We start from the raw sequence: 26,037 nt of genomic DNA, 5'->3' as shown, positions 1-26,037 counted from the left end.
GCGCAAGAGGGTACTCAGCCCTTCTCTCGCAAGATGCGTGAAGCTATCATCGATTTCGATGACTTCCTCACCGATCTCGGTGCCGCTCTCGATCCTCGATCTCGCGCAGATCCCCGAGGGCGGGAACGCGCAGACCGCGCTCCACCGCTCCCGCGAGCTCGCCCAGCACGCCGAGCGCCTCGGCTACAAGCGCTTCTGGCTGGCCGAGCACCACAACATGGAGGGGATCGCGAGCGCGGCGACGTCGGTGGCCATCGGCTTCGTCGCCGAGGGCACGAGCAGCATCCGAGTCGGCGCCGGCGGGATCATGCTCCCGAACCACTCGCCGCTGGTCATCGCGGAGCAGTTCGGCACGCTCGACGCGCTGTACCCGGGCCGGATCGACCTCGGGCTCGGCCGCGCGCCGGGCACCGACCAGGCGACCATGCGCGCGCTGCGCCGGGACTTCACGAGCGCGGACACGTTCCCGCAGGACGTGCAGGAGCTGCAGGCGCTGCTGGGCGACCCCGCGCCCGGGCAGCACATCCAGGCCGTGCCCGGCCAGGGCTCGCACATCCCGCTGTGGATCCTCGGCTCGAGCCTGTTCGGCGCGCAGCTCGCCGCGGCGCTCGGCCTGCCGTACGCGTTCGCGTCGCACTTCGCGCCCGCCGCGCTCGTGCCCGCGCTGCAGGTCTACCGCGAGCGGTTCCAGCCGTCCGCGCAGCTCGATCGCCCGCACGTGATGATCGCCGCCAACGTGATCATCGCCGACTCCGACGAGGAGGGCCGCCGTCTGGCCACCTCGCAGCAGAAGTCGTTCATCGACGGCGCCTTCCGTCGCCGGCGGACGCTGCTGCAGCCGCCGATCGACGACATCGAGGCCTACTGGCAGCCGCACGAGAAGGCGCAGCTCGAGGGCATGCTGTCGTGCACGTTCGTCGGCGCGCCCGAGACCGTGCACGAGCAGGTGTCGGCGTTCGTCGACGAGCACCAGCCGGACGAGCTGATCGTCGCCACCAGCGCCTACGACCAGCAGGCCCGCCTGGACTCGCTCGAGCGCCTCGCGAGCCTCACGGATGCCGCCGTACGCGCTTGAGCCGGCGGCCGAGCACGCGGAGGTCCGCGCCGCGCTGCACGAGCTCGTCGGCCGCTTCCTGGCCGACTACGAGCGTGCCGCGCAGGCGCACGGGCTGACGCTGACGCAGGCCCGCGTGCTCGGGTTCGCGGCGTGCGAGCCGCTGTCACAGCGGCGGCTCGCGGAGCGCTTCGGGTGCGACCCATCGAACATCAGCGTGCTCGTGGACCGGCTCGTCGAGCGCGAGCTGGTCGAGCGGCGGCCGGACCCCGCGGACGGGCGCGTGAAGCTGATCGCGGCCACCGACGCCGGGCACGCGCTCGCGCAGCGGTGCTGCGAGGACCGCGAGTGGCTGGGCGACAAGCTCGACGCCTTGAGCGTCGACGAGCTCGAGTCGGTCCGTGCGGCCCTCACACTGCTGACGCGCGCCTAGCGCTTCAATGGGCGGGGCATGGAGCACGTCGACGTCGTGATCGTCGGCGCCGGCCTCTCGGGGATCGGCGCCGCCCACCACCTGCAGGACCGCCTGCCGGGCCTCTCGTACGCGATCCTCGAGGCGCGCGACGCGATCGGCGGCACCTGGGACCTGTTCCGCTACCCGGGTGTGCGCTCGGACTCGGACATGCACACGCTCGGCTACCGCTTCCGGCCGTGGACCGCGGCCGAGGCGATCGCGGACGGGCCGGCGATCCTCGAGTACGTGCGCGAGACGGCGAGCGAGGCCGGGATCGACGCCCACGTGCGCTACGGGCACCGCGTGCAGCGGGCGGAGTGGGCCGACGGGCACTGGACGGTCACGGTCGAGGGCCGCGAGCCGATCAGCTGCCGCTTCCTCTACGTCTGCGGTGGCTACTACCGCTACGACCAGGGCTACCTGCCGTCCTTCGCCGGCGCCGAGACCTTCCGCGGCGAGATCATCCACCCGCAGTTCTGGCCCGAGGACCTCGACTACGCGGGCAAGCGCGTCGTCGTGATCGGCAGCGGCGCGACCGCGGTCACGCTCGTCCCCGCGATGGCGCCGGCGGCCGAGCACGTGACGATGCTGCAGCGCTCGCCGTCCTACATCCTGTCGCTGCCGTCCAAGGACGCGAACGCGATCCGGCTGCGCAAGTGGCTCGGGGACAAGCGCGGCTACCAGGTGACGCGCTGGAAGAACGTGGCCGTGTCCACGCTGATCTACCAGCTCTCGCAGCGCTTCCCGAACCTGATGCGCCGGCTGATCCGCAAGTTCACGGTGGCGCGCCTGCCCGCGGGCTTCGACGTCGACCTGCACTTCAAGCCGACGTACGGCCCCTGGGACCAGCGCCTGTGCCTCGTGCCCGACGGCGACCTGTTCCGCGTGCTCCGCAAGGGGCAGGCGTCGATGGTCACCGACACGGTCGAGCGCTTCACCCCCGACGGCATCCAACTCGCCGGCGGCGAGCACCTGGACGCCGACGTGATCGTCACCGCCACCGGGCTGAACCTCCAGGCCTTCGGTGGGATCGAGCTGGTCGTGGACGGCGAGCCCGTGCACCTGCCCGACCACCTCGCGTACAAGGGCATGATGCTGAGCCGGGTGCCGAACTTCGCGTTCACGATCGGCTACACCAACGCGTCCTGGACGCTCAAGGCCGACCTCGTGGCGGAGTTCGTCTGCCGCGTGCTCGCGCACATGGGCTCGCGCGGCTACACGACCTGCGTCCCGGTCGACGACGGGACCGTGGAGCGCAAGCCGCTGCTGGACTTCCAGGCCGGCTACGTCCAGCGCTCCCTGCACCTGTTCCCGCAAGCGGGCGCGAACGCGCCGTGGAAGCTGGGCATGAACTACGCGCAGGACGTCGTCACGCTGCGCCACGGCTCACTGGACGACGGCGCGCTGCACTTCAGCTAGCGTGCCCGCGATATGCGGGTCTGGTTGATCACCGGCGCGGGCCGAGGCCTCGGCCGCGCCTTCACCGAAGCAGCGCTCGAGGCGGGTGACCGCGTCGTCGCCACGGTGCGCGACCCGGCGGTGCTGCCCGAGCGCGACGGCCTGCGGGTCCTCACGCTGGACGTCCGTGACCGCGCCGCGGTGCGCGCGGCCGTGGCGGACGCGCACGCCGCGTTCGGACGGCTGGACGTCGTCGTCAACAACGCCGGCTACGGCCTCGTGGGCGGCGCGGAGGAGGTCTCCGAGGCCGACGCGCGCGGCCAGCTCGACACGAACCTGCTCGGCCCGCTGTGGGTCACCCAGGCCGTGCTGCCGTTCCTGCGCGCGCAGGGCAGCGGCCACATCGTCCAGATCTCGACCACGGGCGCGGTCGGAACGGTGCCGCTGCTCGGCCTCTACAACGCGAGCAAGTGGGGTCTGGAAGGCTTCAGCGAGGCGCTCGCCGCGGAGGTCGCCGGCTTCGGCATCCGCGTCACGATCGCCGAGCTCGGCGGGTTCGGCACCGACTGGGGCGGCTCGAGCATGGCGTTCGCCACGCCGCATCCCGCGTACGACGGGCTGCGCGCGGCGCTGTTCGGAACCGCCGAGGTGCCCTGGCCCATGCCCGAGGAGGCCCCGGGAGAGCCGGACCCGCGCGCCGCCGCGGCCGCGCTGCTCGCGCACGTGGACGCCGACAGCGGTCCGCTGCGGCTGATCATCGGCGACGACGCGCCCGAGCACATCGCGCTCGCGCTCGACACGCGCCGGCAGGACTACGCGCGCGACCCGCGCTTCGCGTGGCCGGCATGAGCCGCGCCGCGCTCATCACCGGCGGCGGGACCGGCATCGGCGCAGCCGCGGCGCGCGCGCTCGCCGCGGAGGGCTTCGACGTCGTCGTGACGGGCCGCCGTCGCGAGCCGCTCGAAGCCGTCGCGGCCGAGACCGGCGCGACCGTCGTCACCGGGGACATCGTCACCGACGCGCCGCGGATCGTCGAGGAAGCCGTGGCCGCGTACGGCGGGCTGCACGTCGTCGTCAACAACGCGGGCGTCATCCGGCGCAACCGGCGGCTGCACGAGATCGAGCTCGAGACGTGGGACGAGCAGCTGGCGTCCAACCTCACCGGGCACTTCCGGATCCTGCACGCGGCGCTCCCGCACCTGCTGGCGGCCGAGGGCGACCGCTCGATCGTCAACGTCGGCTCCACGCTCGCGCACAAGCTCGTGCCGGGGATCGGCGCGTACGCTGCGGCGAAGGGCGGCATCGTGTCGCTGACGAAGGCGCTGGCGGTCGAGTACGGGCCGGACGGCATCCGCGCCAACGCGGTCATGCCGGCGGTGGTGAAGACCGACCTGGCCTACGCCGAGCGGCCGGACTTCGACGAGCGCGCGGACGCGATGGCCCAGGCCTATCCGACCCGGCGGTTGGGGGAGAGCGCCGACGTCGCGGCGGCCATCGCCTGGCTCGCCTCGCCACGCGCGGGCTGGATCACCGGCACGGTCCTCGACGTCGACGGCGGCTTCAGCGTGACCTGAAGCGCGATGATCCAGCGATGGCCAACATCGAGCTGACGGTGAACGAGGACGGCAGCGCGCTGCTGGACCTCGCGGGCGCCGGGGAGATCCGCGAGTCGATCGCGCTGGACGAGGTGGCAGACGGGCCGGCCGCGCTGGAGTCGATCGTCCTGCACTTCGACTTCTACGGTCGCCTCGCGCGGATCGAGATCACGGACTCGGTGGCGTCGGTGCTGCCGCCCGCGTTCCTGGACTCGGCCAAGCCGGAGGTGGACGCCGCGCTGGCCGCGATCGAGCGCAAGGACTGGGAGGCGCTCAAGCCGCTGCTGCACCCGTACCTGCACTGGGGCGACGGGCACAAGGGCCGCTCGCGGCTGCTCGACCACCTCCAAGCGGGTGGGGAGCTCGGCCCGCCGCTGGACGGCGAGCTGCGGGACGGGCAGATCTACCGCTGGTGAAAGTCCGCGTCGGTGAGCTCGATCGGCGTGCCGTGCGGCGTGCGATGCGCCGCATGGTCCCAGGCGGCGCGGAGCGACGACAGCTCGTCGTCGGACGTCAAGCCGCGCTCGACGACCACCTGCTCGATCGCGGCCAGCAGCTCGAGGTAGGACGTGCGCCCGGACATCTCCGGCCACGTCAGCAGGCCACGGTCCGAGAGCAGCGTCGCGAGCGCATGGACCTCGGCCTGCCATGGCTCCGAGAACTGCGTCATGCCGGCTCGAGGTAGGGCTCGAACGCGTCGATCGAGACGGACGACGTCGGGTCGCCGTCCGGGCCCCACAGCTCGGTGCCGGTGAAGCGCACGAGGTAGAGCCACTGCGGGTCCTCGCCCGCGCCGGTGGCGTTGACGTCGGGGAAGACGTGGAAGCCGTGCACGCGCTCGACGACGCCGACCTTGTCGCGCGCGTAGCGGGGCAGGCGGGTGTGGCCGTGCGGGTTCAGGTTCAGGGTGCGGACCGCGTCGCCCACCGCGAAGCGCGCGTCACGCGTCGGCTCGCGGTTCGCCGGACCACCGCGCGCGAGCACGCCCGGCACCTCCTCGGCGGTCAGGACCCGCGTCGGCAGACCGCGCTCCTCCAGCAGCCGCTCGAGCCCCGCGAGCCAGATCTCGTAGTAGCTCAGCGACAGGTACTCGCCCGGCGGCCGGTTCTCGCGCGCGTGGCGCGACATGTCGATGTTCCACTTGCCGCCCACGCCGAGCGCGAGCACCAGCCCGAGCACGTTGCGCTCCCAGCCGGCGTGGAAATAGGGCTCGTCCACCTCCGGCACGACCGGGCCGAACCCGTGCACGCCGCCCATGTCGTGCGCGCCGTTCACAGGACGCCCACGCCGATCATCGAGTCCCGCGTGACGAGCGCGGCCAGCTCGTCCTCCGACCGCGCCTCGGTACCCGGCGGCCGCATCGGCACGACCAGGTAGCGCACCTCCGCCGTCGAGTCCCACACGCGCACGGACACGTCCTCGCCCAGCGTCACGCCGAAGTCGGCCAGCACGGCGCGCGGCTCGGAGACCGCTCGCGAGCGGTAGGGCGCGCTCTTGTACCAGACGGGCGGGAGCCCGAGGACGCTCCACGGGTAGCACGAGCAGAGCGTGCAGACCACGAGGTTGTGCACCTCGGGCGTGTTGAACACGGCCACCATGTGCTCGCCCTGGCGGCCGGAGATGCCGAGCTCGGCGATCGCCGCCGTCGCGTCGTCGGCGAGCCGCGCGCGGTAGTCGTCGTCCACCCACGCCCGCGCGACGACGCGCGCGCCGAGGTGGGGCCCGACCTGGTGCTCGTAGGTCTCGACCAGCGCGTCGAGCGCGGCCGGGTCGACGTGGCCACCCGACACGAGCGCGCTCTCCAATGCGCGTACCCGAATCTGGACGTCCGAGAGATCACTGTGTGTCATCAGCCGGTCAAACCATAAGCCAGCGGGTTGGAGGTCGCCACCCAAGGGGTACTGAACCGCCACGCATGGACGACGACCTCACCATCAGCGTTTCCCGTGACGGCACGACCGTCACCGTCACCGCCGCCGGCGAGATCGACCTCTCGACCGTCGGCGAGCTGCGCGCCGCCGTCACCGAAGCGGCGGAGGAGTGCGACCTCCTGCGCCTGGACCTCTCGGACGTGGACTTCATCGACAGCACGGGCCTCGGCGTCCTGCTCGAGCTGCGCAGCACGTTGAGAGCCCGGAACGTCACGCTCGAGATCGTGGCCGGCGACGGGCCGGTCCGCCAGGCCGTGGAGATCACGGGCCTGGGGGAGTTGCTCGCCCACACCCCGTAAAACTGCAGGGGTGCGTAGTCCCGCGCCACCCCGTGTCGCGTCCGCCGTGACGCGCTTCATGCTCGGCAGCCTCGCCGCGATCGCGGTGATCCTGGTCGGTGGCTTCTTCGCCCTGCGCGACGTGGCCACCCAGGAGGCCGAGCGCGACACGCGCGAGCGGGTGCTGATCGAGGGGAAGCTGATCGAGGCGGCCGGGCTCGAGGACGGCGTGCTCACCGGCGACCCGCGCGCCCTCGCCAAGCTCGACGACCTCGTCCAGGGCCAGATCCTCGGCGAGTCGGTCGTGCGCGTGAAGGTGTGGTCGCAGGACGGCACGATCCTCTACTCCGACGAGCCACGCCTGATCGGCCAGCGGTTCGCGCTGGGCGAGGAAGAGGCGGAGCTGTTCGAGACCGGTGGCTCCGACGCCGAGCTCAGCGACCTCGGCGAGCCCGAGAACCGCTACGAGCGCGCGGAGGGCAAGCTGCTGGAGGCGCACACGGCGATCCGCACCCCCGACAAGACGCAGGTGCTGTTCGAGATCTACCAGCGCTTCAGCTCGATCAACGCGTCGGCCACCGAGATCGTCAAGACGCTCGCGCCCCCGGTGCTCGCCGGCCTGCTCGTGCTCCTGCTGTTCCAGGCGCCGCTGGCGTGGCGCCTGGCGCGCAACCTCCAGCGCGGGCACGAGGAGCGCGAGCGGCTGCTGGCGGGCGCGATCGAGGCCTCCGACCGCGAGCGCCGCCGGATCGCGTCCGACCTGCACGACGGCGTGGTGCAGGACCTCGCGGGCGTCGCCTTCGGGCTGGCGCCGCTCGCCGCCGACGCGCGCCGGCGGGGCAACGACGAGGAGGCGCGCGTGATCGACGATGCCGTCGACACCCTGCGCCAAGGTGTGCGGGACATGCGCACGCTGCTGGTCGAGATCCACCCGCCGCGGCTCGAGACCGCCGGCCTCGAGCCCGTCCTGCACGATCTGCTCAGCCCGCTGCGCAAGGCGGGGATCGAGACGCACCTGAGCGTGGAGGAGGAGCCGGCCGCCAAGGAGCTCGTCTACCGCGTCGCCGGCGAGGCGCTGCGCAACGTGCTCGCCCACGCCCAGGCGAGCCGCGTCGACGTCACCGTCACGCCCACCACGCTCACCGTCGCCGACGATGGCCGAGGCTTCGACGCGGCCGAGCGCGCGAGCCGCGCCGAGGACGGGCACGTCGGCCTGTCGCTGCTGACGGACCTCGTCGCGCAGTCCGGCGGCCAGCTCGCCGTTCGTTCCGTGCCCGGTACGGGAACCACGGTCACCTTGGAGCTCGCCCCATGATCCGCGTCCTGCTCGCCGACGACCACGGCGTCATCCGCGACGGCCTCGGCCGCCTGATCGGCGGGCTGGAGGACGTCGAGCTGGTCGGCACCGCCGCCGACGGGGCGGAGGCGGTCGAGCAGGCCGAGCGGCTGCGGCCCGACGTGGTGCTGATGGACCTCGACATGCCGCGCGTGGACGGGATCGAGGCGACGCGGCGGATCCTCGCGGCGCAGCAGACGAACGTGCTCGTGCTGACGGCGTTCTCCGACCGTCCGCGGATCCTCGGCGCGCTGGAGGCCGGTGCCTGCGGCTACCTGCTCAAGGACGCCGCGTCCGAGGACGTGGCCGAGGGCATCCGCGCCGCCGCGCGCGGCGAGTCGCCGCTGGATCCGCGCGCCGCCCGCACGGTGCTCTCCGCCCGCAGCGAGCCCGACCCGCTCGCCGGGTTGTCCCAGCGGGAGCGCGAGGTGCTCGACGCGCTGGTCGAGGGCCTGCCCAACAAGCTGATCGCGCGCCGGCTGGAGATCAGCGAGAAGACGGTCAAGTCGCACCTGACGCGGATCTTCCGCGTGCTCGACGTGACCGACCGCACCCAGGCCGCGCTGTGGGCCGAGCGCCACGGAGTGGGCCGAAAGTCGCATTGAGTCCCGGACCCGGGCGGTGGCACCGTCCAGGGTGAATGCTGCGCCGCGCCCCGCTGTTGCTCCTCCTGCTGCTCGCGGGCTGCGGAAGCGCGGCCGCGGCCGGGGAGGACTGCCTGCGGCTGGACCTGCGCTCCGGCCACGGCGAGATCGAGGCCCGCGTGCGGGTCGACACGGCCGACGACTGGCAGATCGTCGTCGTCCACGACGGCCACGTCGCCTGGCGCGGGGAGCGCCGCGGCCCCTTCCGCTACCGGCACCGGATGAAGGACTACAAGGGCGCCGACCACGTGATGGTCCGGGTCACCGCACCCGGCGGAAAGGTATGCACGAAAACCGATCTGGTTTCCGACTAGTTGCATATGGAATCGGATGCGCTACAGTGAGGCACGTAAGCGGAATCGATTCCGCTTACGGGTCCCGAGAGTCATCCACTTCCCTGGAGGAAGCCCCCGCCATGAGCACCACCGCCAGCCCCCTCGCCGGTACGTTCAACGCTGATCCGGTCCACTCCAACTTCGGCTTCGCCGTCCGTTATCAGGGCGTCTCGCTCTTCAAGGGCACGCTGGACGAGGTCGCCGCGACGCTGACCGACGGCAAGCTCGAGGGCACGGCGCAGGTCGAGTCGATCTCGATCCGCACTCCTGAGCAGTTCCGCGCGCACGTCCTGGGTGGCGACGACTTCTTCGCCGCCGAGCAGTACCCGACGGTCACCTTCTCGTCCACGAGCATCGACGTCGCCGCCGACAACACGGTCGAGGTCAAGGGCGACCTGACGATCAAGGACAACACCAAGCCGGTCGTCGCCAAGGGCACGTGGGTCGCCCCGGCTCCGGACGCCTTCGGCAGCACGCGCGCGCACCTCAACCTCGAGGCCGTCATCGACCGCACCGAGTTCGGCCTCACCTGGAACGCCCCGCTGCCCTCCGGTGGCAAGGCGCTCGCCAACGAGGTCACGCTGACCATCGAGCTCGCGCTCGTCGAGCAGGCCTAAGCCGCATGCGGATCCTCGGCATCGCCGGCAGCCTGCGCCGAGGATCCCACAACCGCCGGCTCCTCCGGGCGGCGAGCGACCTGCTCCCGTCCGGGGTCGAGCTGGTGGAGTGGGACAACCTCGCGGGCATCCCGGCCTTCGACGAAGACCTCGAGAACGAGCCGCCCGATTCCGTGCTGGAGTTCTTCCGCGCGATCGAGGATGCTGACGCTCTGCTGATCGCCACGCCGGAGTACAACGCGTCGATCCCGGGCGCCCTCAAGAACGCGCTCGACTGGGCTTCGCGCCCGTTCCCCGACAACGTCCTCAAGAACAAGCCCGTCGCGGTCGTCGGTGCGAGCACCGGCCTGTTCGGCGCGGTGTGGGCGCAGGCCGAGGCGCGCAAGGCGCTCAAGGCCTCCGGCGCGCACCCCGTCGAGACCGAGCTGCCGGTCGGCATGGCCGACTACGCGTTCGCCGACGACGGCACGCTCAACGACCCCGAGCTCGCCCAGCGCTACACGGACCTGATCGCCGACCTGGTGCGGGAGGTCACGGCTCCGGTCGAGGTCTGATGTTCGAGCTCCCGCAATTCGACCAGGGTCCGCGCGAGCGGGCGGACGCAGCACGCAACCGCGAGCGGATCCTGTCCGCCGCGGGCACGCTCGTGGCGGAGAGCGGGATCGACTCGGTCTCGATGGAGGACGTCGCCAAGGCGGCATGCGTGGGCACCGGCACGCTCTACCGGCGCTTCGGCGACCGCGCGGGGCTGGCCTTCGCGCTGCTCGACGAGCAGACCAAGGACTTCCAGAACGCGCTGATCTCCGGAGCGCCGCCGCTGGGCCCGGGCGTGCCGGCGGCGGTGCGCCTGCACGCGTTCGGCGCCGGCTTCCTCGATCTGATCGAGACGCACGCCGAGCTGATGGTGGCGGCCGCGCCGACCGTCAAGGAATCCTCAGGCGTGCTCGCGCTGTACTCCACGCATCTGCGGTTGCTGCTCGCAGAGGCCGCGCCGCACCTCGACGCGCACTACACCGCCGAGTCGCTGCTGGCGATGCTGGACCCGGCACACCACCTGCGGATGCGCCGCGGCCTTGGGTACTCGCTGGACCAGCTCGTCCGTGGCTGGGACCAGCTGGTCGACGCGCTTACGCGGCGCCCTTGAAGGCGCGGCGGTAGCCCATCACGATCCGGGCCTCGCCGGTCACGGCGCACATGGTGTGGTGGAAGCCCGCGGGCACGATCGCCTCGCCGCCGGGGCTGAGGAGACGCTCCTCGCCGTCGAAGCGCAGCGCGATCACGCCGTCGATCACGCGCAGGAGCGTGTCGTCCCAGGGACGAACGCGCAGCGGGGCGTCTGCACCCAGCGTCTCGAAGGTCAGCGTGACGCCATAGCCGACGGAATCGGAGCGGGAGGGGGAAGTCAGAGCAGCCATTGACAGCGATCATCTCCGGCTCCCGACCCCCCTGCCTCCGAGCGACCTCTAGTACGTGGGTGCGGTTAACCGAAGGCCGGCATCACGCGCTCGTTCACGAGCTTGAGCTGGCCGCGGATGTCGGGCACGTTCGGCACGTCCTCGCCGCTGAAGAGCTTGACCAGCGCCGGGTCGCTGAGCGCGAGGATCATGTGGTTGACACCCGCCGGCGCGAGGTCGGCCTTGATCTTCTCGACGACCTCCTCGGGCGTGCCCGCGAGGCTCAGCTTCTCCGCGTAGTGCGGCTCGAAGAGGCTCACGGCCTGCTTCACGTCGCCCGCGCCGAGCGCGTCCACCACGGGCGCCAGCTCGCTCGCGTCGATCCCGTGGCGCGCGAGCTGCTCGGCCGGCATCGAGGAGATGTAGAACGCGACGAGGATGCGCGCGGCGCGCTTGGCGGCGGCGCTGTCGTCGCTCACGACCGTGACCACCCAGGCGCCGTTGTCGAGCTCCTCGTAGTTGCGGCCGGCCTGCTCGGCGCCCTCGCGGAGCAGACCGGAGGAGTAGTCGTAGGCCTCGCGGGAGTAGGCGAGCGCCTGATGCATGCCGTCGGCGATCTCGCCCGCGGTGCGGAACGAGCGCGGGCCCTTCATCGCGCCCATCTTGATCGGGATGCCGCCCTCCTGGACGGGCTTGGCGAACGTGTACAGCCCGCTGTACTTGAAGAAGTCGCCCTCGAACGTGATCGCGCCCTCGCTCAGGAAGGTGCGCATCACGTGGATGGCCTCCTTGAGGCGGCTGAGCGGCTTCTGGTTCGCCCAGTCGATGTTGTACTGGCTCAGCAGGCCGAAGTTGCCGGTCGAGACCACGATCTCGGTGCGCCCGCCGGTCAGCTCGTCGAGCGTCGCCATCTGCTGACAGATCAGCGTCGGCTCGCGCAGGAAGACGTGCGTGACATTCGGGCCGAAGCGGATCTGCTTCGTCTCGCGCGCGGCCGCGGCGAAGAGCACCCACAGGTCCTTGTGCCACGTCTCGTCGACCGAGTACGCCGCGTAGAAGCCGAGCTCGTCCGCGGTCTTGATGATCTCGATGCAGTCGTCGAGCGGGTAGTCCGGCAGCATGCAGTAGCTGAACCTCACGAAGGATCCTCCATGGTCTCGGACTCCTCGCCGGCGAGGAGCACCTCGTCGGCGAAATGGGCGTGCATCCAGTCCAGGTGGTCCCAGCGGGCGTCGAAGATGCGGCGGGAGTCCCAGACCGGCATGTCCTGCTGCGGGGTGATCTGCATCAGATCGGGGTCGACCTCGTACTGGTGCTCGAGGCGCTCGACGACGGTGTCGGTGATGCGGCGAGGTGGTGGGGGCGTCTGTTCGCCCAGGCGCCAGACGCTCATTCGTAGGCCTCGTCGAGCGACTGCTTGCCGGGGTTCATGACGTTGTTGGGGTCCAGCGCGCGCTTGATCGCCTTCACGACCGGCCACGCGCTGCCCAGCTCCTGCGGGACGAGCTCAGCATCGCCTTCTCTCGTCGCCCCGTGGCAGGCGGTGATCGAGCCGCCGTACCTGAGGGAGACCTCGGCGATCTCGCGCTTGCAGCTCACCCACGCGGCCCATGTCTCGTCGTCGAGCTTCTGCTCCCAGATGCCGACGTCGATCTCCACCAGGTAGTCCGCCCACGGCTTGTGGGGGCCGGAGGTGTAGGCGAACATGCCCCAGTCGTCGAAGATGCCGTACCGCTCGCGGTAGCGGGCGACGATCGCGTGCCACTCCTCGCGCACCTGGGGGAGGACGGAGTAGTTGAGCGCCGCGTCCTCGCAGTGCCAGCTCATGATCACGGCCTGGCCGTCCAGGTCCCGGCCGTGGAGCGGGGTGGCGTAGCGGTCGTGGCGGGAGGCCCAGTCGCCGGCGGAGATCTCGTCGCCGAGGTACCTGCCGCCGCGGCTGCGCCCGAGGCGCATGATCTCCCTGGAGGCGGGCTCGACCTCGAGCCTGCGCCCGTACATGGCGACGGCGACGACCGCCTTCACGCTCTCCGGCTGCGGGATGTACGCCTCGTCGTCACGGCGGAGGTAGGCGATCTTCCACTCGTCGAAGAGCACGACGCCCGCGAGCGTCGCCAGGCCGCAGCGCGTGAGGACTCCGACCGTCTCGTACGCCTTCATGTAGTCGTCGAAGGCGAAGAACGCGGCGAACTCGGTCTCCGGGCGCGGGACCAGCTCGAGCGTCGCCTGGGTGGTGATGCCGAGCGTGCCCTGGTGGCCCGTGAACAGCTGCTTGAGCGTCAGGCCGGTCGAGGACTTGCGCAGCTTGCGTCCGCCGCCCTCGGAGATCTCGACGATCTCGCCGGTGGGGAGGACGACCTCCATGCTGATCACGAGGTCGCGGGTGTGGCCGTAGCGGGCGCCCAGCAGCGACCAGCCGCCGGTGCCGATCCGCCCGCCGACGAGGCTGCACGGGTACGAGGCCGGGTCGTCGGGATAGATCACGCCGTACTTGCGCAGCTCCTCGTTGAGCTTGAGCATGTTGATGCCCGGCCCGACGGTCACGGTTCTGTCCACGAGGTCGATCTCGTGGATCTGGTTCATCAGCTTGCAGTCGATCATGATCCCGCCGCGCAGCGGGACGGCGCCGTCGCTGAGGCCGGTGCCGCCGGCGCGCGGGACGATCGGGATCCGGTGGCGGTTGGCGAGCTTGACCACCTCGGAGACCTCCACCGCCGTCTTCGGCAGGATCACCACGTCCGGGAAGTGGTCGGCCCAGCGGTGCACCGGGAACGGCGCCGGGACGCGGCTGCGGAACGCGCGGCTGGACTGGTCGGGGCGGACGCGGGCGTCGTCGCCGATGATCGCCCGCAGCTCGTCGAGGACGTGGTCGTCGACGGCGCTCTTGAAGGCGACTCCTCTCACGGCTCGATCCCCGCGCTCACCGCCACCAGCTCGAAGAGGTCCATCACGCCGAGGTTCGCCTCGTGGCCGGCTTCGCTGAGCGGGCGCTCCGACCATGGGCAGGCGCTGATCAGCGTGTCCACCTCCAGCTCGGCGGCCTTGGCGACGCGCCGGCGGCTGATCTCCCGGGTGATCTCCGGCTTCTCGATCGGCAGACCGCCGCCTCCGCCGGAGCAGTAGGACCACTGCGTGACGCGGTCGACGTCCTTGAACGTGAGGCCGGGGATGGCGCGGATCAGCTCGCGCGGGGCCTCGTGCACGCCTTTGCGCTTGTTCAGGCGGCACGGGTCGTGGTAGGTGACGGTCCGCTCGACGGGATGGGTGAGCGCGATCCGGCCGTCCTTCACGAGGTCGTTGACCAGCTCGACGCCGAGGACGATCTCGAACTCGTAGTCCTCGCCGAAGTACTTGGGGTAGTCCTCGGTGAACGCGATGTAGTCGTGCGGGTCGGGGGCGATGATCCGCTTCGCCCCGACCGCGCGCCAGTCCTCGACGTTGTGGGTCGCGTGCTTGAGCGCCAGGTCCTGATAGCCCATCTCGGCCGCCGGACCGCCGCAGCACCACTGCTCGCGCATCAGGCCGAACGCGAATCCGGCCTTCTGGAGCAGTTGCGCGAACGCGCGGGTGTACGAGGTGCGGAAGAACGCGGCCTCGCAGTCGACGAACAGGATCGTCTCCCCGCCGACCGGGATGTCGAGCCCGATCGCCCAGTCGGCGACGTGCGCTTGTGAAACTCTTGTGTCCCCGAGCACCGGTTCGTTGTGGTCGAGCGCGAGGCGTTCGTTCCACAACTTCCAGGCTTCGCGCTCATTCCCGGTCTCGACCATGAGGGCCCGCATGGCCTTCACGACGTCCACCGTGCGCGTGCGATGGCGGTAGAAATCGCCCGTCATCAGCGTGTTCGGACAGCGCAGCTCGCACGCTCCGCACTGGGTGCAGTGGACGAAGTCGTCGGCGACATCTTCCACGTTTACCAGGCCTTTTTCCATCGCGACGATGCTCGCGTGGAACGCCGTAGGCGTGTGGTTCTCGTTGCGCGTGACCTGCATCACCGGACAGACCTCGCGACAGAACTTGTGCCCCGACGAGAAGCATCCGTAGGCGTTGTCACGCCATCGCTGCGCGAACTCGAGCTCCTGGTCGCCCACCCGTCTCTCCCTCCTCGATGGTGCCGGTGGGGGCATCCTAAGGCGTGAGGCACGCATGAGGGCGCACGATCTGTCTAGAATGTCTCTTGTACGGGCCGGGATATCGAAATCCTGGCCACAAGCAGTGCGCAGCGCCCGCAAGTTGCTTCATGGCTCCTCCGCGTTCGCAGCACACAACTCCGTGGAGGCACGACCAATGGCTACTGGAACCGTGAAGTGGTTCAGCGACGAAAAGGGCTTCGGCTTCATCACGCCCGATGACGGCGGCAAGGACCTCTTCGTCCACCACACCGGCATCAACAGCAACGGCTTCCGCACCCTCGCCGAGGGTGCGAAGGTCTCCTTCGAGGCCGAGAACGGCCCGAAGGGCCCGAACGCCGTCAACGTGACGTCGATCTAAGAACCACTCAGTTCTGCGTGGGCGCCCGCGGCTTCTGCCGCGGGCGTTTGTGTTTAAGGGCCCACTGCGGACCCTCAGGCGGCCGCGCGGAGGGTTCCGCGGGCGCGGTAGGCCAGCTGGCGGATGGCGCCGGCGGTCATGCCCAGGTCGGCGGCGATCGCCTCGTGGCTGTCGCCGTTGAACGCGTGGCGGACGATCACCTGGCGCTGTGAGTCGGGCAGCGCGCCGATCGCTTCGACGAACGCGTCGAACCACTCGCGGCGGGCGAACACGTCCTCGGGCTCGCTCTCGCGTCCGAGCAGGTCGTCCGGGACGGGCCCGAACTCCAGCTGGGGATCCCGCGCGATGTTCAGCGCCGCGTTGCGGGCGATCCGGTGCAGCCACGGCTTGAGCGCGAGCGGCAACGTGGCCCGCGGGTCGGTGAGCGCGCCGTGGGCGTTGATGAACGTCTGCTGGAGCGCGTCGTCGGCGGTCGCCGACGAGAGGAAGCGCCGGCAGTGGCGCGCGAGCGGCCCCTGGTAGCGGGCGACGATCGCGGCGAACGCGCGCTCGTCGCCGGCGCGCGTGAGCGCGACCAGACGCGCGTCGGAGGCGGTGGCGAGGGCGGCAGGGCTGAGCGGGCGAGAGGGCGACATGACGTGTCCAGAGCCTTCCGCCGCGCCGGTAGGACCCTCAATGGGACCTTGGTCGCGCCCGTACCGGGACCCGATTTCTAAAGAGGGACTGTCCCTCTTAGCGACAGATGTCGCGTGAAGGGGTCTGACCCCTTTACGTGGGGGCAGGCAGGGGGAGTTCCCCCATATGGCGCCGACGCGCCAAACGGGAGTCTCGGTGCATGCCCACCGAGTCCTTGAACCCTGAGACGCTTCCCGTCCACATTGATTCCCTCCGGCGCGCGGCCCGCGCGATGACCCGCTCGCACCACGACGCCGAGGACCTCGTCCAGGACACGCTCCTGAAGGTGCTCGCCCGGCCCCGCACGGTCGGCCCGGCCGGTGCCGGGCCGTACCTGCACCAGGCGCTGCGCAACACGCACATCTCGGCGCTGCGCACGCGTGGGCGGCGGCCGGTGCTCGCCCCGCTCGAGGACGAGGACACGCGGCTGGTGGCGCCCAGGCACGGCGAGCCGGTCGAGGTGATCCATACCCGCGAGGTGCTGGCCAAGATCCACGCCCTGCCGACCGCGCAGCGCGAGGTGATCGCGGCCGTCGACGTCGCCGGGCTCGCCTACACCGAGGCGGCCGAGGTGCTGCAGATCCCGGTCGGCACCGTCATGAGCCGACTGCACCGCGGGCGTGCGCGGCTCGTCAGCGACTACGCGGCGGCGGCGTAGAAGGCCCGACGGTAGGCGGTCGGCGTCGTGCGCATGATCGCCGCGAAGTGATGCCGGTACGTCGCCGCCGTCGCGAAGCCGACGCGCGCGGCGACGGTCTCCACGGGCTCGTCCGAGCTCTCCAGCAGCGCCAGCGACGCGCGGACGCGCTGCTCGATCAGCCAGCGGCCGGGCGTCGTGCCCGTCGCGCGCTGGAAGCGGCGCGTGAACGTGCGCACGCTCATGTGCGTGTGGGCGGCGAGCGTCGCCAGGTCGAGCGGCTCGTGCAGCCGCTCGAGCGCCCACTCCATCGCTCGCGCGATCGGGTCGTCCTCCGGGTGGGCGGGCATCGGCAGGTCGATCAGCTGCGCCTGGCCACCGTCGCGGTGCGGCGGGATCACCAACCGGCGGGCGACCGCGTTCGCCACCGCGCTGCCGTGGTCGCGCCGGACGAGGTGCAGGCAGAGGTCGATGCCGGCCGCGCTGCCCGCGCTGGTCAGGACGTCCTCGCCGTCCACGTAGAGCACGTCCGCGTTGACGGTCAGCTCGGGATGGCGCGCGGCGAGGGTCTCCGCGTAGCGCCAGTGCGTCGCCGCCTCACGGCCGGCGAGCAGGCCCGCCGCGGCGAGCAGGAACACGCCGCTGCAGATCGAGACGACCCGGGCGTCCGACGCGCGCACCGCCTCCAGGACGGCGGTCGAGGGCTCGCCGCTCCAGCCGGGGACGATGATCGTGTCCGCGCCCACGAGCGCCTCCAAGCCGTGGTCCACGACGAAGCTGAAGCCACCGGTGGTCGCCGGGATCACGCCCGGGTGCTCCGTGCACAGCGTCAGCTCGTACCACCAGGGCACGTCCAGCTCCGGGCGCTCGAGCCCGAAGACCTCGGTGACGGTGCCCAGCTCGAACGGCGCTATCCGCTGGGGGAGGAGGGCGACGACGCGATGCGAGGACATGGCCAGATCTTGACGCATGTCGTCCTTCAGGTCACTGGTCGGACGTCGCGGACCTCGGGACGATGCTGTCCATGACGAACTACTTCGCCGAACGCCTCCTGCATGAGACCGATGCCGCCGACGTCGCCGAGGCGCTGCCCGCACCGCCGTTCACGCTGGTCGACTCCCGCAGCGAGCGGGCGTTCGACGACGCCCACCTGCCGGGCGCGATCTGCCTGCGGCGGGTCGGGATCGACGCGCTGCCCGACGGCCCGCTGGTCGTCTACTGCTGGGGCCCGGGCTGCAACGGCGCGGTCAAGGCGTGCGCGCGGCTGGTCGCCGCCGGGCGCACCGACGTCAAGGAGATGCTCGGCGGCTTCGAGTACTGGGTCCGCGAAGGCTTCTCCGTCGAGGGCGAGCAGGCCCATCGTCACCAGCCCGACCTGAGCGGCCTCGTCTGCGACATCGCGGTGGCATGATGCGCTGAGTGGACGCGGCCGACCGGGCGCTGCGCAGGCTCCGCGACGCCTACGGCGCCGGGCAGGTCAGCACGGCCACGCTCGAGGTCCGGACCGCGCTCGCGCTGAGCGGCCGGGCCGAGGACGCGGTCTGGGATCTCCCGCGTTGGCGGGTGCTGCGGCGGGAGCCCGTCCGGGCGCTCGTGCTCGGCACGTTCGAGTGGCCGCTCGACGAGCGCGGGCGCTGGACGATCGGCCGCAGCTCGGCGTGCGAGATCGCGTTGCTGGACGACACGGTGTCGCGCCGGCACGCTGAGATCGCGGTGCGGGCGGGGATCTGCCTCGTCCGCGACCTCGGCTCGTGCAACGGGACGCGGCTCAACGGGCGGCACGTCACCCGGGCGCGGCTCCGCCGGGGTGACGTGCTGGAGCTCGGCGAGGCCGAGCTCCGAGTCCGCTAGTCGAGGATCTGCAGGCCGATCACGCCGGGCGTGAACGCGGACGTGTCCACCGCGTCGCGGCCGCGGCCCGTGTCGATCGTGAGCGTGTCCGTGGGCTCGGCGTGGCTGATGTTGACCGTCGCCTGGAGCCCGGTCAGCGTCGCCGTGGTGGCCTTGCCGGCGAGCGTGAGGCGGTCGCGGCCGGGCGTGCCGTCGACGATCACGCGGTCGGCGGCGCCGTCGCCCTTGGGGGTGATCGGCAGGCCGGCGAGGCTCACGTCGACGAGCTCGAAGCCGGGGCGGTCGCCGATCGCGACCGTGTCCGCGCCGCCGCCCGCGACGAGGTCGACCTCCTCGAGGTCGTCGACGGTCAGGACGTCGGCGTCGTGCGTGATCCGGCCGCGCTTGACGGCGTAGGCCTCGGCGGCGTTCGCGCCTTCGAGGAAGAGCGAGTCGCGGGAGGCTCCGCCGTCGATCGTGTCGTCGCCGTCTCCGGCGCGCCAGCTCGCGCGGTCGAAGTCGCCGCCGAGCGTGATCGTGTCGCGGCCCGGGCCGCCGAAGGCGTCGTCGAAGCCGGGGCCGCCGATCAGCGTGTCGTCGCCGGGGCCGCCGCGCAGGACGTTGTCGCCGGGGCCGCCGGCGAGCGTGACCGCCATCGACGCGACGGAGGCGCTGAGGAGGTCGTCGCCGCCACGACCGTCGATCGTGAGCCGGTCGCTCGGCTCGGGCTGTGCGAACAGGACGAACGTCGGGCCCAGGACGCCGAATGCGCCGAACGAGATCTGGTCGTCGTCCTCGGAGCCGTGGACGGTCGCCTTGTCGAGGCCCGCGCCGAGGTCGGCCGTGACCTGGAACGTGTCCGTGGCGGAGAGGTCGTCGACGCTGAGCTGGTCGGCGCCGTCGCCGGTCTCGACGCGCAGGACGTCGGCGCCGTCGATCTCGATCTCGTCGATGCGCACGCGGTCGCCCTGCGCGCGGACCTCGACCTGCCGGCGGCCGCGGAGGACCAGCGTGTCGAGGCCGTCCTGCAGGTCGACGCGGATGCGGTCGAAGCGGTGGCGGGCGAAGGCGGCGTCGCCGACGCGGACGCGACCGCCCTCGAACGCCAGCGTGATCTCCTCGGGCTCCGCCGTGCCGTCGACGACCAGGGTGCGCTGCTCGACGCGGACCGGCAGCGGGCCCTCGACGAACTCGCGGTCGCCGAACGTGGTGCGTGCGCGGGTGGTGTCGCCGCCGATCTCCTGCGCGAAGGCGAGCGCGAGGTCGCGGTCCTCGAGCGCGGCGACGAGCCGCAGGTGCTCGGCCTGCGTGACCGAGCCGCCGAACAGCCGCTCGGCCGCCTCGCGGTCGTCGAGCAGCCCGGTGCGCAGCTCGTCGGCGGTGACGCTCGGGACGTCGAGCTCGACCGCGTCCACCCGCGGGTCGGACGCCGGCAGCCGGTCGAACGTGAGCACGGACTGCTGGTCGAAGCGCGCGCGGATCCGGTCGGCGATCGTGTGCAGCTCGTCCGGCTCGACGCCGTCGACCGCGAACACCCGCGAGCGCTCGAACGTGGTCGTGCTCGCGGAGGCGTCGAAGAACACGCCGTCGAGCAGGTCCGAGCCGCGCACGCGGCCGCCGCCCTGCTCGATCAACCGGCCGGCCTCCCGCTCGAACGCGATCAGCGGATCATCCAACCGCGGGTCCGCCGGGTCCGTGATCACCGCGGTGTTGTTGGTGGCGAAGATCTCCGCGTCGTGCGCGTGCGCGCCCGGGGCACCCACGCCGAGCACGACGAGCGCCGCCACGACTGGCTTGTGAATACGCATGTCCCGCCAGACGTTCGCAGCGGCGATCTCAATCCCGCGCCAGTCGCACGAGGTCGACCCGCGAGCGCACGCCGAGCTTCGCGTAGATCCGCGTGAGCGTGCCCTCGATCGTCTTCTCGCTCAGATACAGGTCCGCCGCGACCTGCTTGTTGGACAGCCCTCGCACGACCAGGTCGGTGACGTCCCGCTCACGGCCGGTCAGGTCGCCGCCGGCGGTCGGGATCCGCGTCCCGAGCCGTCGCAGCTCCCGCGCGGCGTCCGCGACGAGCGCCGACGCGCCGCCCACCCGCGCCTCGTCGGCCACGCGCCGCAACTCGCGCTTGGCCCGGTCGGCGTCCCCGGCCGCGGCGAGCGCACGCCCGGCCAGGAGCCGCGCGACGACCTCGTCCCGCCGCGCCCCGGCCGACGACGCCACCGCGACCGCGGCGAGCACGACGTCCGCGGCTGCGCGAGCCTCGTCGCGCGCGAGCAGGACCTCGGCGCGCGCGGCGGCGGCGCGCACGTCGCTGGCTCCAAGGACCGCGGTAGCGGCGCCGCCGGCCGTGCCGGCCAGCGCGGCCCAGCGCTCGGCTTCGTCGAGGCGGCCCAGGGCGATCGCGCAGCGTACGAGCGTGAGGCCCGTGCGGGCGCGGGCCGGGACGTCGAGGCGCTCGAAGCCCGGGCCGGCGAGCGCCAGCAGGTCGGCGCGGGAGCGCTCCGGGTCGCGCTCGGCGCCGAGGGTCGCCGCGGCGATCCGCGCGTGACGGAGGGCGACGCTGCCCGCGGGCGGGATCGTGGCCAGCGCGTCGGTCGCCTGCGTCGCCGCGGCGAGGTCGCCGGTGAGCTCGTGGGCGACGAGCTGTGCCCAGGTCACGAGGACGCGGGCGTACGCCATGTCCTGCAGCGTCGTGGTCTCGGCGGCGTTCTCGATCTCGGCCAGCGCGGCGGGAAGGTCCAGACGCTCGGTGTGCGCCAGCGCGGCGAGCGTCGACAGCGTGACGATCAGCTGTCCCTGGCCGGTGGCGCGCGCGATGGCGAGGCCGCGAGCGGCGACCGCGGCGGCGTCGGCGTAGCGCTCTCCGGTGGACGCGGCGATGCCGACGTTCACGGCCGCGTCGAGCCGGCGCGCGAGCACGCGGTCGTCGAGGCGCGCGAGGCCGGCGAGCGCGTCCTCGAGGCGCAGCGTGGCGACGGCACGATCACCGTCCATGAGTGCGCCCGTGGCGGCGACCGCGGTCGCCCCGACGGCGAGGGAAGCGTCGACACCGGCGCGGTTCGCGCCAGGGGAGAGGGCGGCCACGGCCGCGCCCGTCCTCGGTGCGGTCGCCAGCGCGCGAGCGCGCTCCGCCCAGGTGCGCACCGTCGCCGCGCCGTCGTAGCAACTGCCGAGCACGGCGAGCTCGTAGGCCAGCTCGGCATGCTCGTCCGGGCCGGCGGCGAGCAGGCGGCGGCGGGCCTGGTCGGGGCGGTCGAGGAGCTTCTCCAGGTGCGCGCAGGCGACGACCAAGCGGCGCCGGGCGGTGACCTCGCCCTCGGGGAGCAGCGCGAGCACCTCGACGAGCTCGTCGCGCGCCGCCTGCACCTGGCCGGCGGCGGCGAGCGTCAGCGCGTGCCGCGCGCGGAGGTCGATCCGACGCGCCGTCTCGCCGTCCGGGACGAGAGCGAGCGCGGCCGCGTACCAGCGGGCCGCGGTCGCCGGGGAGGTCGCCTCGGCCGCGGTGGCGGCTGCGGTCAGCACGTCGATCGCCCGCTCGTCGCCGGGCCGTGCGAACCGCTCGACGTGGTGGGCGCGCACGCCCGGCGCGGCGCCTCGCGCCTCCAGGGCGGCCGTGATCCGCTCGTGCGCGCCGAGCCGCCAGGCGGGCGGCGCCGCGTCGTAGACCGCCCGGCGCACCAGCGGGTGCCGGAACGCGAACGCCCGCCCGCGCCCGGTCGGCCGCACGAGGCCCGCGGCCACGAGCCGGTCGAGGTCGGCGGCGCGCTGCGCGGCCGCCGTCGCGAGCTCGGGGTCGAACGGGTCGCCCGCCACCGCGGCGCCCTCGAGCAGGGCGCGCTCCTCGTCGGCGAGGAGCGCGACCTCCTGGCCGACCGCCGCGAGCACGCACGGCGGCAGCGCGTCGTGGGGGAAGCGCGCGAGCTGGCTGAGGAAGAACGGGTTGCCGTGCGCCTCGTCGGCGATCCGCTCGCGTGCCCGGCGACTCGGGACGCCGGCGAGCAGCGCGAGCGAGTCGTCGCGGTCGAGCGGCTCCAGCTCGATCGTCGCCACACCTGCCGTGGGCATCGACAGCGCGCCCGCGAGCGCGCCCGACCGCAGCGCGAGCATCAGCAGATGCGGCGCTCGCGGTGGCCGGCGCAGGATGTGCTGGACGAACTCGAGCGACGCGTCGTCGGCCCAGTGCAGGTCGTCGAGCAGCAGCGCGGCCGGCCGTTCGCGCGCGGTCGACTCGACCAGCGCCCGCAGCGCGCGGTGATGCCGGAAGCGCTCCGCGGTCGGCACCGCGCCCGCCGCGCCCGCCGGCAGCACCGCGCCGAGGTCCGGGCCGAGCGCCTCGACCCGCGTCGGGTGCATCGAGCCGACGTGGTCGTCGAACGCGGCCACCGCGAGCGCGAACGGCACCTCACGCTCGTGCTCCGCCGCCCGCGCGGGCAGCGTGAGCAGCCCGGCGGCGGCCGCCTGCTCGGCCGCCGCCTCGAGCAGCGCCGTCTTGCCGATCCCGGGCTCACCCACCACCACGAGCACGCGCGACCCGCCGCCGCGCACCTCCGCGATCGCCCGCTCCACGGTGGCGAGCTCCGTCCTGCGTCCAACGAGCTTCACTGCCCTCGCCAGACGTCGCGCCGCCGAGCGCCATTCCCCGTCCGGGAGATGGCGCTCGTGCTGGGCGTCTAGCTCAGCCGACGGTCGCGGGTCAACCGGCGGGGCTGAACACGTCCGGCGCGCTCAGCCGCTCGAGGTCGGCGGCCCGGTCGTCGGGCTGCTCCTGCGAGCGGCGCTCGGCCGCGACGCGCTCGCGGTAGAGCTCGACCTCGCGCTTGATCGTGTCCTCGTCCCAGCCGAGCGGCTCGGCCATCAGGCGCGCCGCCGGCTCGGCCGACTCCAGGCCGCGGTCCCACGTCTCGATCGAGATCCGCGTGCGCCGTGTCAGCACGTCGTCGAGGTGCAAGGCGCCCTCGTGGGAGGCGGCGTAGAGGACCTCCACGCGCAGGTAGTCGTCGGCGCCGGGCAAGGGTTCGCCCAGCTCGGGCGACTCCTTGACCATCGACAGCAGCTCGTCGGTGCGGGTGCCGTAGCGGCGCAGCAGGTGCTCGATCCGGGCGACGTGGACGCCCGACTCGGCGGCCACGCGCTCGCGGCGGTTCCACAGCGCCTGGAACCCGTCACCGCCGACCAGGGGCGTCACGTCCGTGGCGGACGGCGGCACGAAGCGGTCCAGGCCACGCGCGGCGGCGTCGATCGCGTCCTTGGCCATCACGCGGTAGGTCGTGTACTTGCCGCCGGCGACCGCCACGAGCCCGGGGACGGGCACGGCGACGGTGTGCTCGCGCGACAGCTTCGACGTCGACTCGGACTCGCCGGTGAGCAACGGCCGCAGCCCGGCGTAGACGCCTTCGACGTCCTCGCGCGTCAAGGGCTGGTTGATCACCGCGTTGATGTGCTCGAGCACGTAGTCGATGTCGCTGGCGCTCGCGGCCGGGTGGGCCTTGTCGAGGTTCCAGTCGGTGTCGGTGGTGCCGATGATCCAGTGGCGGCCCCACGGGATCACGAACAGCACGCTCTTCTCGGTGCGCAGGATCAGGCCGGTGTCGAGCTGGAGCCGGTCCTTGGGGACCACGAGGTGGATGCCCTTGGAGGCGCGCACCTGGAACTTGCCGCGCTCGCCGACCAGGTGCTGGACGTCGTCGGTCCAGACGCCGGTGGCGTTGACGACCTCCTTCGCGCGGACCGAGAGCTCCCCGCCGCCGGCCATGTCGCGGACCTTCACGCCGGTCACCCGCTCACCCTCGCGCAGGAAGCCGACGACCTTCGCGTTGGACACGACGGCCGCGCCCAGCGCCGCGGCCGTCCGCGCCACGGTCATCGTGTGCCGCGCGTCGTCGACCTTCGCGTCGTAGTACTGCAGCGCGCCCACGAGCGAATCGGCCTTGAGGGCCGGTGCGATCCGCAGCGCGCCGCGCTTGCTCAGGTGGCGGTGGCGCTTGAGGCCCTTGTACCCGCCGAGCGAGTCGTACAGGATCAGCCCCGCGCCGATGTACGGCCGCTGCCAGTGCTCGGTCAGCGGAAGCAGGAACGGCACGGGTTGCACGAGATGTGGCGCGATCACGTTCAGCAGGAGCGACCGCTCGCGCAGCGCCTCGCGCACGAGCCCGAAGTCCTTCTGCTCGAGATAGCGCAAGCCCCCGTGCACGAGCTTGCTCGACCGGGAAGACGTCCCGGCGGCGTAGTCACGGGCCTCCACGAGCGCCACGTTCAACCCGCGGGTGGCCGCATCCAGCGCGGATCCGGTGCCGACGGTACCCCCGCCGATCACCACGACATCGAACACCTCGGACTCCAGGCGCGTGAGCGCTTCGCGGCGTTGCTCGGGACCAAGACGGCTGCGGTCGTTCAAGAGCGGGCTCCTGCGGGGAGTAGGTTTCCCCTCGGAGGCTAGCGAGAGGAGAGACCCGCATGAGTGGTACCCGCCGTTGGCGATGGCAGCAGTCCGTGCTGGGAGAGCACGTGGCTGAGTTCCTCGGGACCCTGATCATCATCCTGCTGGGCTGTGGGGTGGTGGCGATGGCGGTCGCTGCGCTCAACCAATCCGGGCGTGGTGACCTGATCTTCGCGGCCAGTGGCGACTGGCTGCTGATCACGTGGGGCTGGGGCTTCGCCGTGTGCTTCGCGGTCTACGTCGCCGGTGGCGTGTCCGGCGCGCATCTGAACCCGGCCGTGACGCTCGCGCTCGCGTGGCGACGCGGCTTCCCGTGGAACAAGGTCCCCGGCTACATCGTCGCCCAGGTGCTCGGCGCCTTCGTCGGCGCCGCCCTGGTCTACCTGAACTACCGGTACGCGATCATCTCCTACGAGGACGCGAACAAGATCTCGCGCGGCGCGGAGAACAGCGTCCCGACGTACAGCATCTTCGGGACGTTCCCGGCTCCCTACTACGAGAACTTCTTCGGGCCGTTCCTGGACCAGGTGATCGGCACGGCGATCCTGGTGGCGTTCATCTTCGCCGTCACGGACGAGTACAACGCGCCGGTCAAGGCCAACCTCGCGCCGGTGGTCATCGGCTTCATCGTCGTCGCGGTCGGCATCTCGTTCGGCGCCAACGCGGGCTACGCGATCAACCCGGCGCGTGACTTCGGGCCGCGCATGTTCGCCTGGTTCGCCGGCTGGGGCGAGGTGGCGATGCCAGGCAACTACGGCAACGTCAACACCTACTTCTGGGTCCCGATCCTGGGGCCGATCGTCGGCGCCGGGATCGGTGCGGCGATCTACGACTTCGGCATCCGCAACGTGCTGATCGCACGCGGCATCAAGCCCGACACCGACGTGGCCGAGGAAGGCCGCACGGCCATCGACGACTGAGGAGAACAC

31 protein-coding genes are annotated in these 26,037 nt (G+C 72.1%); 18 read left to right on the top strand and 13 right to left on the bottom strand.

Annotation, left to right across the window (positions count from 1 at the left end):
* Positions 1-58: 58 nt before the first annotated feature.
* The 6 genes from C8N24_RS32580 to C8N24_RS34880 are packed head-to-tail and all read left to right on the top strand — an operon-like array spanning position 59 to position 4,917.
* Complete coding sequence (locus C8N24_RS32580) at positions 59-1,075, top strand: LLM class flavin-dependent oxidoreductase (protein ID WP_121258498.1); 1,017 nt, start codon at positions 59-61, stop codon at positions 1,073-1,075.
* Positions 1,056-1,487, top strand: coding sequence for a MarR family winged helix-turn-helix transcriptional regulator (locus C8N24_RS32575; RefSeq protein ID WP_121258496.1), 432 nt, complete (start codon positions 1,056-1,058; stop codon positions 1,485-1,487). Before C8N24_RS32580 ends, C8N24_RS32575 begins: the two co-directional genes overlap by 20 nt.
* 18 nt (positions 1,488-1,505) lie before the next feature.
* Positions 1,506-2,927, top strand: a complete 1,422-nt coding sequence (locus C8N24_RS32570) for a flavin-containing monooxygenase (protein WP_121258494.1) — start codon at positions 1,506-1,508, stop codon at positions 2,925-2,927.
* A 12-nt stretch (positions 2,928-2,939) separates the two neighbouring features.
* Positions 2,940-3,755, top strand: a complete 816-nt coding sequence (locus tag C8N24_RS32565) for an SDR family NAD(P)-dependent oxidoreductase (RefSeq protein ID WP_121258492.1) — start codon at positions 2,940-2,942, stop codon at positions 3,753-3,755.
* Entirely contained in the window at positions 3,752-4,480 is a 729-nt protein-coding gene (locus C8N24_RS32560) for an SDR family NAD(P)-dependent oxidoreductase (RefSeq protein WP_147448108.1), read from the top strand. Before C8N24_RS32565 ends, C8N24_RS32560 begins: the two co-directional genes overlap by 4 nt.
* Positions 4,481-4,497: 17 nt before the next feature.
* Positions 4,498-4,917, top strand: a complete 420-nt coding sequence (locus C8N24_RS34880) for a hypothetical protein (protein ID WP_211340250.1) — start codon at positions 4,498-4,500, stop codon at positions 4,915-4,917.
* Here C8N24_RS34880 and C8N24_RS32550 read toward each other — a convergent pair.
* The 3 genes from C8N24_RS32550 to nthA are packed head-to-tail and all read right to left on the bottom strand — an operon-like array spanning position 4,905 to position 6,351.
* Positions 4,905-5,171, bottom strand: coding sequence for a hypothetical protein (locus tag C8N24_RS32550; RefSeq protein WP_121258488.1), 267 nt, complete (start codon positions 5,169-5,171; stop codon positions 4,905-4,907). The genes C8N24_RS34880 and C8N24_RS32550 overlap by 13 nt on opposite strands.
* Entirely contained in the window at positions 5,168-5,776 is a 609-nt protein-coding gene (locus tag C8N24_RS32545) for a nitrile hydratase subunit beta (RefSeq protein WP_121258486.1), read from the bottom strand. The genes C8N24_RS32550 and C8N24_RS32545 overlap by 4 nt, the downstream gene beginning before the upstream one ends.
* Entirely contained in the window at positions 5,773-6,351 is a 579-nt protein-coding gene (gene nthA, locus C8N24_RS32540) for a nitrile hydratase subunit alpha (protein WP_121258484.1), read from the bottom strand. The genes C8N24_RS32545 and nthA overlap by 4 nt, the downstream gene beginning before the upstream one ends.
* 65 nt (positions 6,352-6,416) lie before the next feature.
* Here nthA and C8N24_RS32535 point away from each other — a divergent pair, with 65 nt between their 5' ends.
* From C8N24_RS32535 to C8N24_RS32505, 7 genes are all read left to right on the top strand, one after another.
* Positions 6,417-6,731: an STAS domain-containing protein gene (locus C8N24_RS32535; protein ID WP_170179581.1), complete on the top strand. Its 315-nt coding sequence runs from the start codon at positions 6,417-6,419 to the stop codon at positions 6,729-6,731.
* 46 nt (positions 6,732-6,777) lie between these two features.
* Entirely contained in the window at positions 6,778-8,025 is a 1,248-nt protein-coding gene (locus C8N24_RS32530; RefSeq protein ID WP_121258480.1) for a sensor histidine kinase, read from the top strand.
* Complete coding sequence (locus C8N24_RS32525) at positions 8,022-8,651, top strand: response regulator (RefSeq protein WP_121258478.1); 630 nt, start codon at positions 8,022-8,024, stop codon at positions 8,649-8,651. Before C8N24_RS32530 ends, C8N24_RS32525 begins: the two co-directional genes overlap by 4 nt.
* Before the next feature lie 35 nt (positions 8,652-8,686).
* The gene (locus tag C8N24_RS32520; protein ID WP_121258476.1) at positions 8,687-9,004 is read left to right on the top strand and encodes a hypothetical protein; all 318 of its coding nucleotides are present in this window, start codon (positions 8,687-8,689) and stop codon (positions 9,002-9,004) included.
* A 101-nt stretch (positions 9,005-9,105) separates the two neighbouring features.
* Positions 9,106-9,642, top strand: coding sequence for a YceI family protein (locus tag C8N24_RS32515; protein ID WP_170179580.1), 537 nt, complete (start codon positions 9,106-9,108; stop codon positions 9,640-9,642).
* A gap of 5 nt (positions 9,643-9,647) precedes the next feature.
* Entirely contained in the window at positions 9,648-10,196 is a 549-nt protein-coding gene (locus tag C8N24_RS32510; RefSeq protein ID WP_121258472.1) for an NADPH-dependent FMN reductase, read from the top strand.
* Complete coding sequence (locus C8N24_RS32505) at positions 10,196-10,786, top strand: TetR/AcrR family transcriptional regulator (RefSeq protein ID WP_121258470.1); 591 nt, start codon at positions 10,196-10,198, stop codon at positions 10,784-10,786. Before C8N24_RS32510 ends, C8N24_RS32505 begins: the two co-directional genes overlap by 1 nt.
* Here C8N24_RS32505 and C8N24_RS32500 read toward each other — a convergent pair.
* From C8N24_RS32500 to C8N24_RS32480, 5 genes are all read right to left on the bottom strand, one after another.
* Positions 10,770-11,057: a hypothetical protein gene (locus C8N24_RS32500; protein ID WP_121258468.1), complete on the bottom strand. Its 288-nt coding sequence runs from the start codon at positions 11,055-11,057 to the stop codon at positions 10,770-10,772. The genes C8N24_RS32505 and C8N24_RS32500 overlap by 17 nt on opposite strands.
* Positions 11,058-11,122: 65 nt before the next feature.
* Positions 11,123-12,175, bottom strand: a complete 1,053-nt coding sequence (locus tag C8N24_RS32495; RefSeq protein ID WP_121258466.1) for an LLM class flavin-dependent oxidoreductase — start codon at positions 12,173-12,175, stop codon at positions 11,123-11,125.
* A complete protein-coding gene (locus C8N24_RS32490) occupies positions 12,172-12,429 on the bottom strand; it encodes a hypothetical protein (protein WP_121258464.1) in 258 nt (85 codons plus the stop codon). The genes C8N24_RS32495 and C8N24_RS32490 overlap by 4 nt, the downstream gene beginning before the upstream one ends.
* A complete protein-coding gene (locus C8N24_RS32485; protein ID WP_211340249.1) occupies positions 12,426-13,940 on the bottom strand; it encodes an FAD-binding oxidoreductase in 1,515 nt (504 codons plus the stop codon). Before C8N24_RS32485 ends, C8N24_RS32490 begins: the two co-directional genes overlap by 4 nt.
* Positions 13,937-15,127 (bottom strand): (Fe-S)-binding protein, encoded by a 1,191-nt coding sequence (locus C8N24_RS32480; protein WP_211340248.1) that lies wholly within the window; start codon positions 15,125-15,127, stop codon positions 13,937-13,939. The genes C8N24_RS32485 and C8N24_RS32480 overlap by 4 nt, the downstream gene beginning before the upstream one ends.
* A gap of 196 nt (positions 15,128-15,323) precedes the next feature.
* Between C8N24_RS32480 and C8N24_RS32475 the strand changes: the two genes are divergently transcribed.
* Positions 15,324-15,527: a cold-shock protein gene (locus C8N24_RS32475; protein WP_121258458.1), complete on the top strand. Its 204-nt coding sequence runs from the start codon at positions 15,324-15,326 to the stop codon at positions 15,525-15,527.
* A gap of 74 nt (positions 15,528-15,601) precedes the next feature.
* Here C8N24_RS32475 and C8N24_RS32470 read toward each other — a convergent pair whose 3' ends face one another.
* Positions 15,602-16,162, bottom strand: a complete 561-nt coding sequence (locus C8N24_RS32470) for an RNA polymerase sigma factor (protein ID WP_121258456.1) — start codon at positions 16,160-16,162, stop codon at positions 15,602-15,604.
* Between the two features lie 200 nt (positions 16,163-16,362).
* Between C8N24_RS32470 and C8N24_RS32465 the strand changes: the two genes are divergently transcribed.
* Positions 16,363-16,860, top strand: coding sequence for an RNA polymerase sigma factor (locus tag C8N24_RS32465; protein WP_121258454.1), 498 nt, complete (start codon positions 16,363-16,365; stop codon positions 16,858-16,860).
* On the opposite strand, the gene C8N24_RS32460 is transcribed toward C8N24_RS32465, so the two are convergent.
* Complete coding sequence (locus tag C8N24_RS32460; protein ID WP_121258451.1) at positions 16,842-17,792, bottom strand: helix-turn-helix domain-containing protein; 951 nt, start codon at positions 17,790-17,792, stop codon at positions 16,842-16,844. The genes C8N24_RS32465 and C8N24_RS32460 overlap by 19 nt on opposite strands.
* Before the next feature lie 71 nt (positions 17,793-17,863).
* On the opposite strand from C8N24_RS32460, the gene C8N24_RS32455 reads away from it, so the two are divergent.
* Entirely contained in the window at positions 17,864-18,250 is a 387-nt protein-coding gene (locus tag C8N24_RS32455; protein ID WP_211340247.1) for a rhodanese-like domain-containing protein, read from the top strand.
* 8 nt (positions 18,251-18,258) lie between these two features.
* Complete coding sequence (locus C8N24_RS32450) at positions 18,259-18,690, top strand: FHA domain-containing protein (protein ID WP_121258447.1); 432 nt, start codon at positions 18,259-18,261, stop codon at positions 18,688-18,690.
* Here C8N24_RS32450 and C8N24_RS32445 read toward each other — a convergent pair.
* The 3 genes from C8N24_RS32445 to C8N24_RS32435 all read right to left on the bottom strand — a co-directional run bounded on the left by C8N24_RS32445 (position 18,687) and on the right by C8N24_RS32435 (position 25,066).
* Positions 18,687-20,477, bottom strand: a complete 1,791-nt coding sequence (locus C8N24_RS32445) for a calcium-binding protein (RefSeq protein ID WP_147448107.1) — start codon at positions 20,475-20,477, stop codon at positions 18,687-18,689. The genes C8N24_RS32450 and C8N24_RS32445 overlap by 4 nt on opposite strands.
* Before the next feature lie 28 nt (positions 20,478-20,505).
* Positions 20,506-23,274 (bottom strand): helix-turn-helix transcriptional regulator, encoded by a 2,769-nt coding sequence (locus C8N24_RS32440; RefSeq protein WP_121258443.1) that lies wholly within the window; start codon positions 23,272-23,274, stop codon positions 20,506-20,508.
* A 91-nt stretch (positions 23,275-23,365) separates the two neighbouring features.
* Positions 23,366-25,066, bottom strand: a complete 1,701-nt coding sequence (locus C8N24_RS32435) for a glycerol-3-phosphate dehydrogenase/oxidase (protein WP_121258441.1) — start codon at positions 25,064-25,066, stop codon at positions 23,366-23,368.
* Positions 25,067-25,176: 110 nt separating this feature from the next.
* Between C8N24_RS32435 and C8N24_RS32430 the strand changes: the two genes are divergently transcribed.
* Entirely contained in the window at positions 25,177-26,028 is an 852-nt protein-coding gene (locus C8N24_RS32430) for an MIP/aquaporin family protein (protein ID WP_245972052.1), read from the top strand.
* The last annotated feature ends 9 nt before the right edge of the window (positions 26,029-26,037 follow it).

This window comes from Solirubrobacter pauli, assembly GCF_003633755.1.
GTDB lineage: Bacteria > Actinomycetota > Thermoleophilia > Solirubrobacterales > Solirubrobacteraceae > Solirubrobacter > Solirubrobacter pauli.
This window is presented reverse-complemented; position numbering and strand designations above follow the sequence as displayed.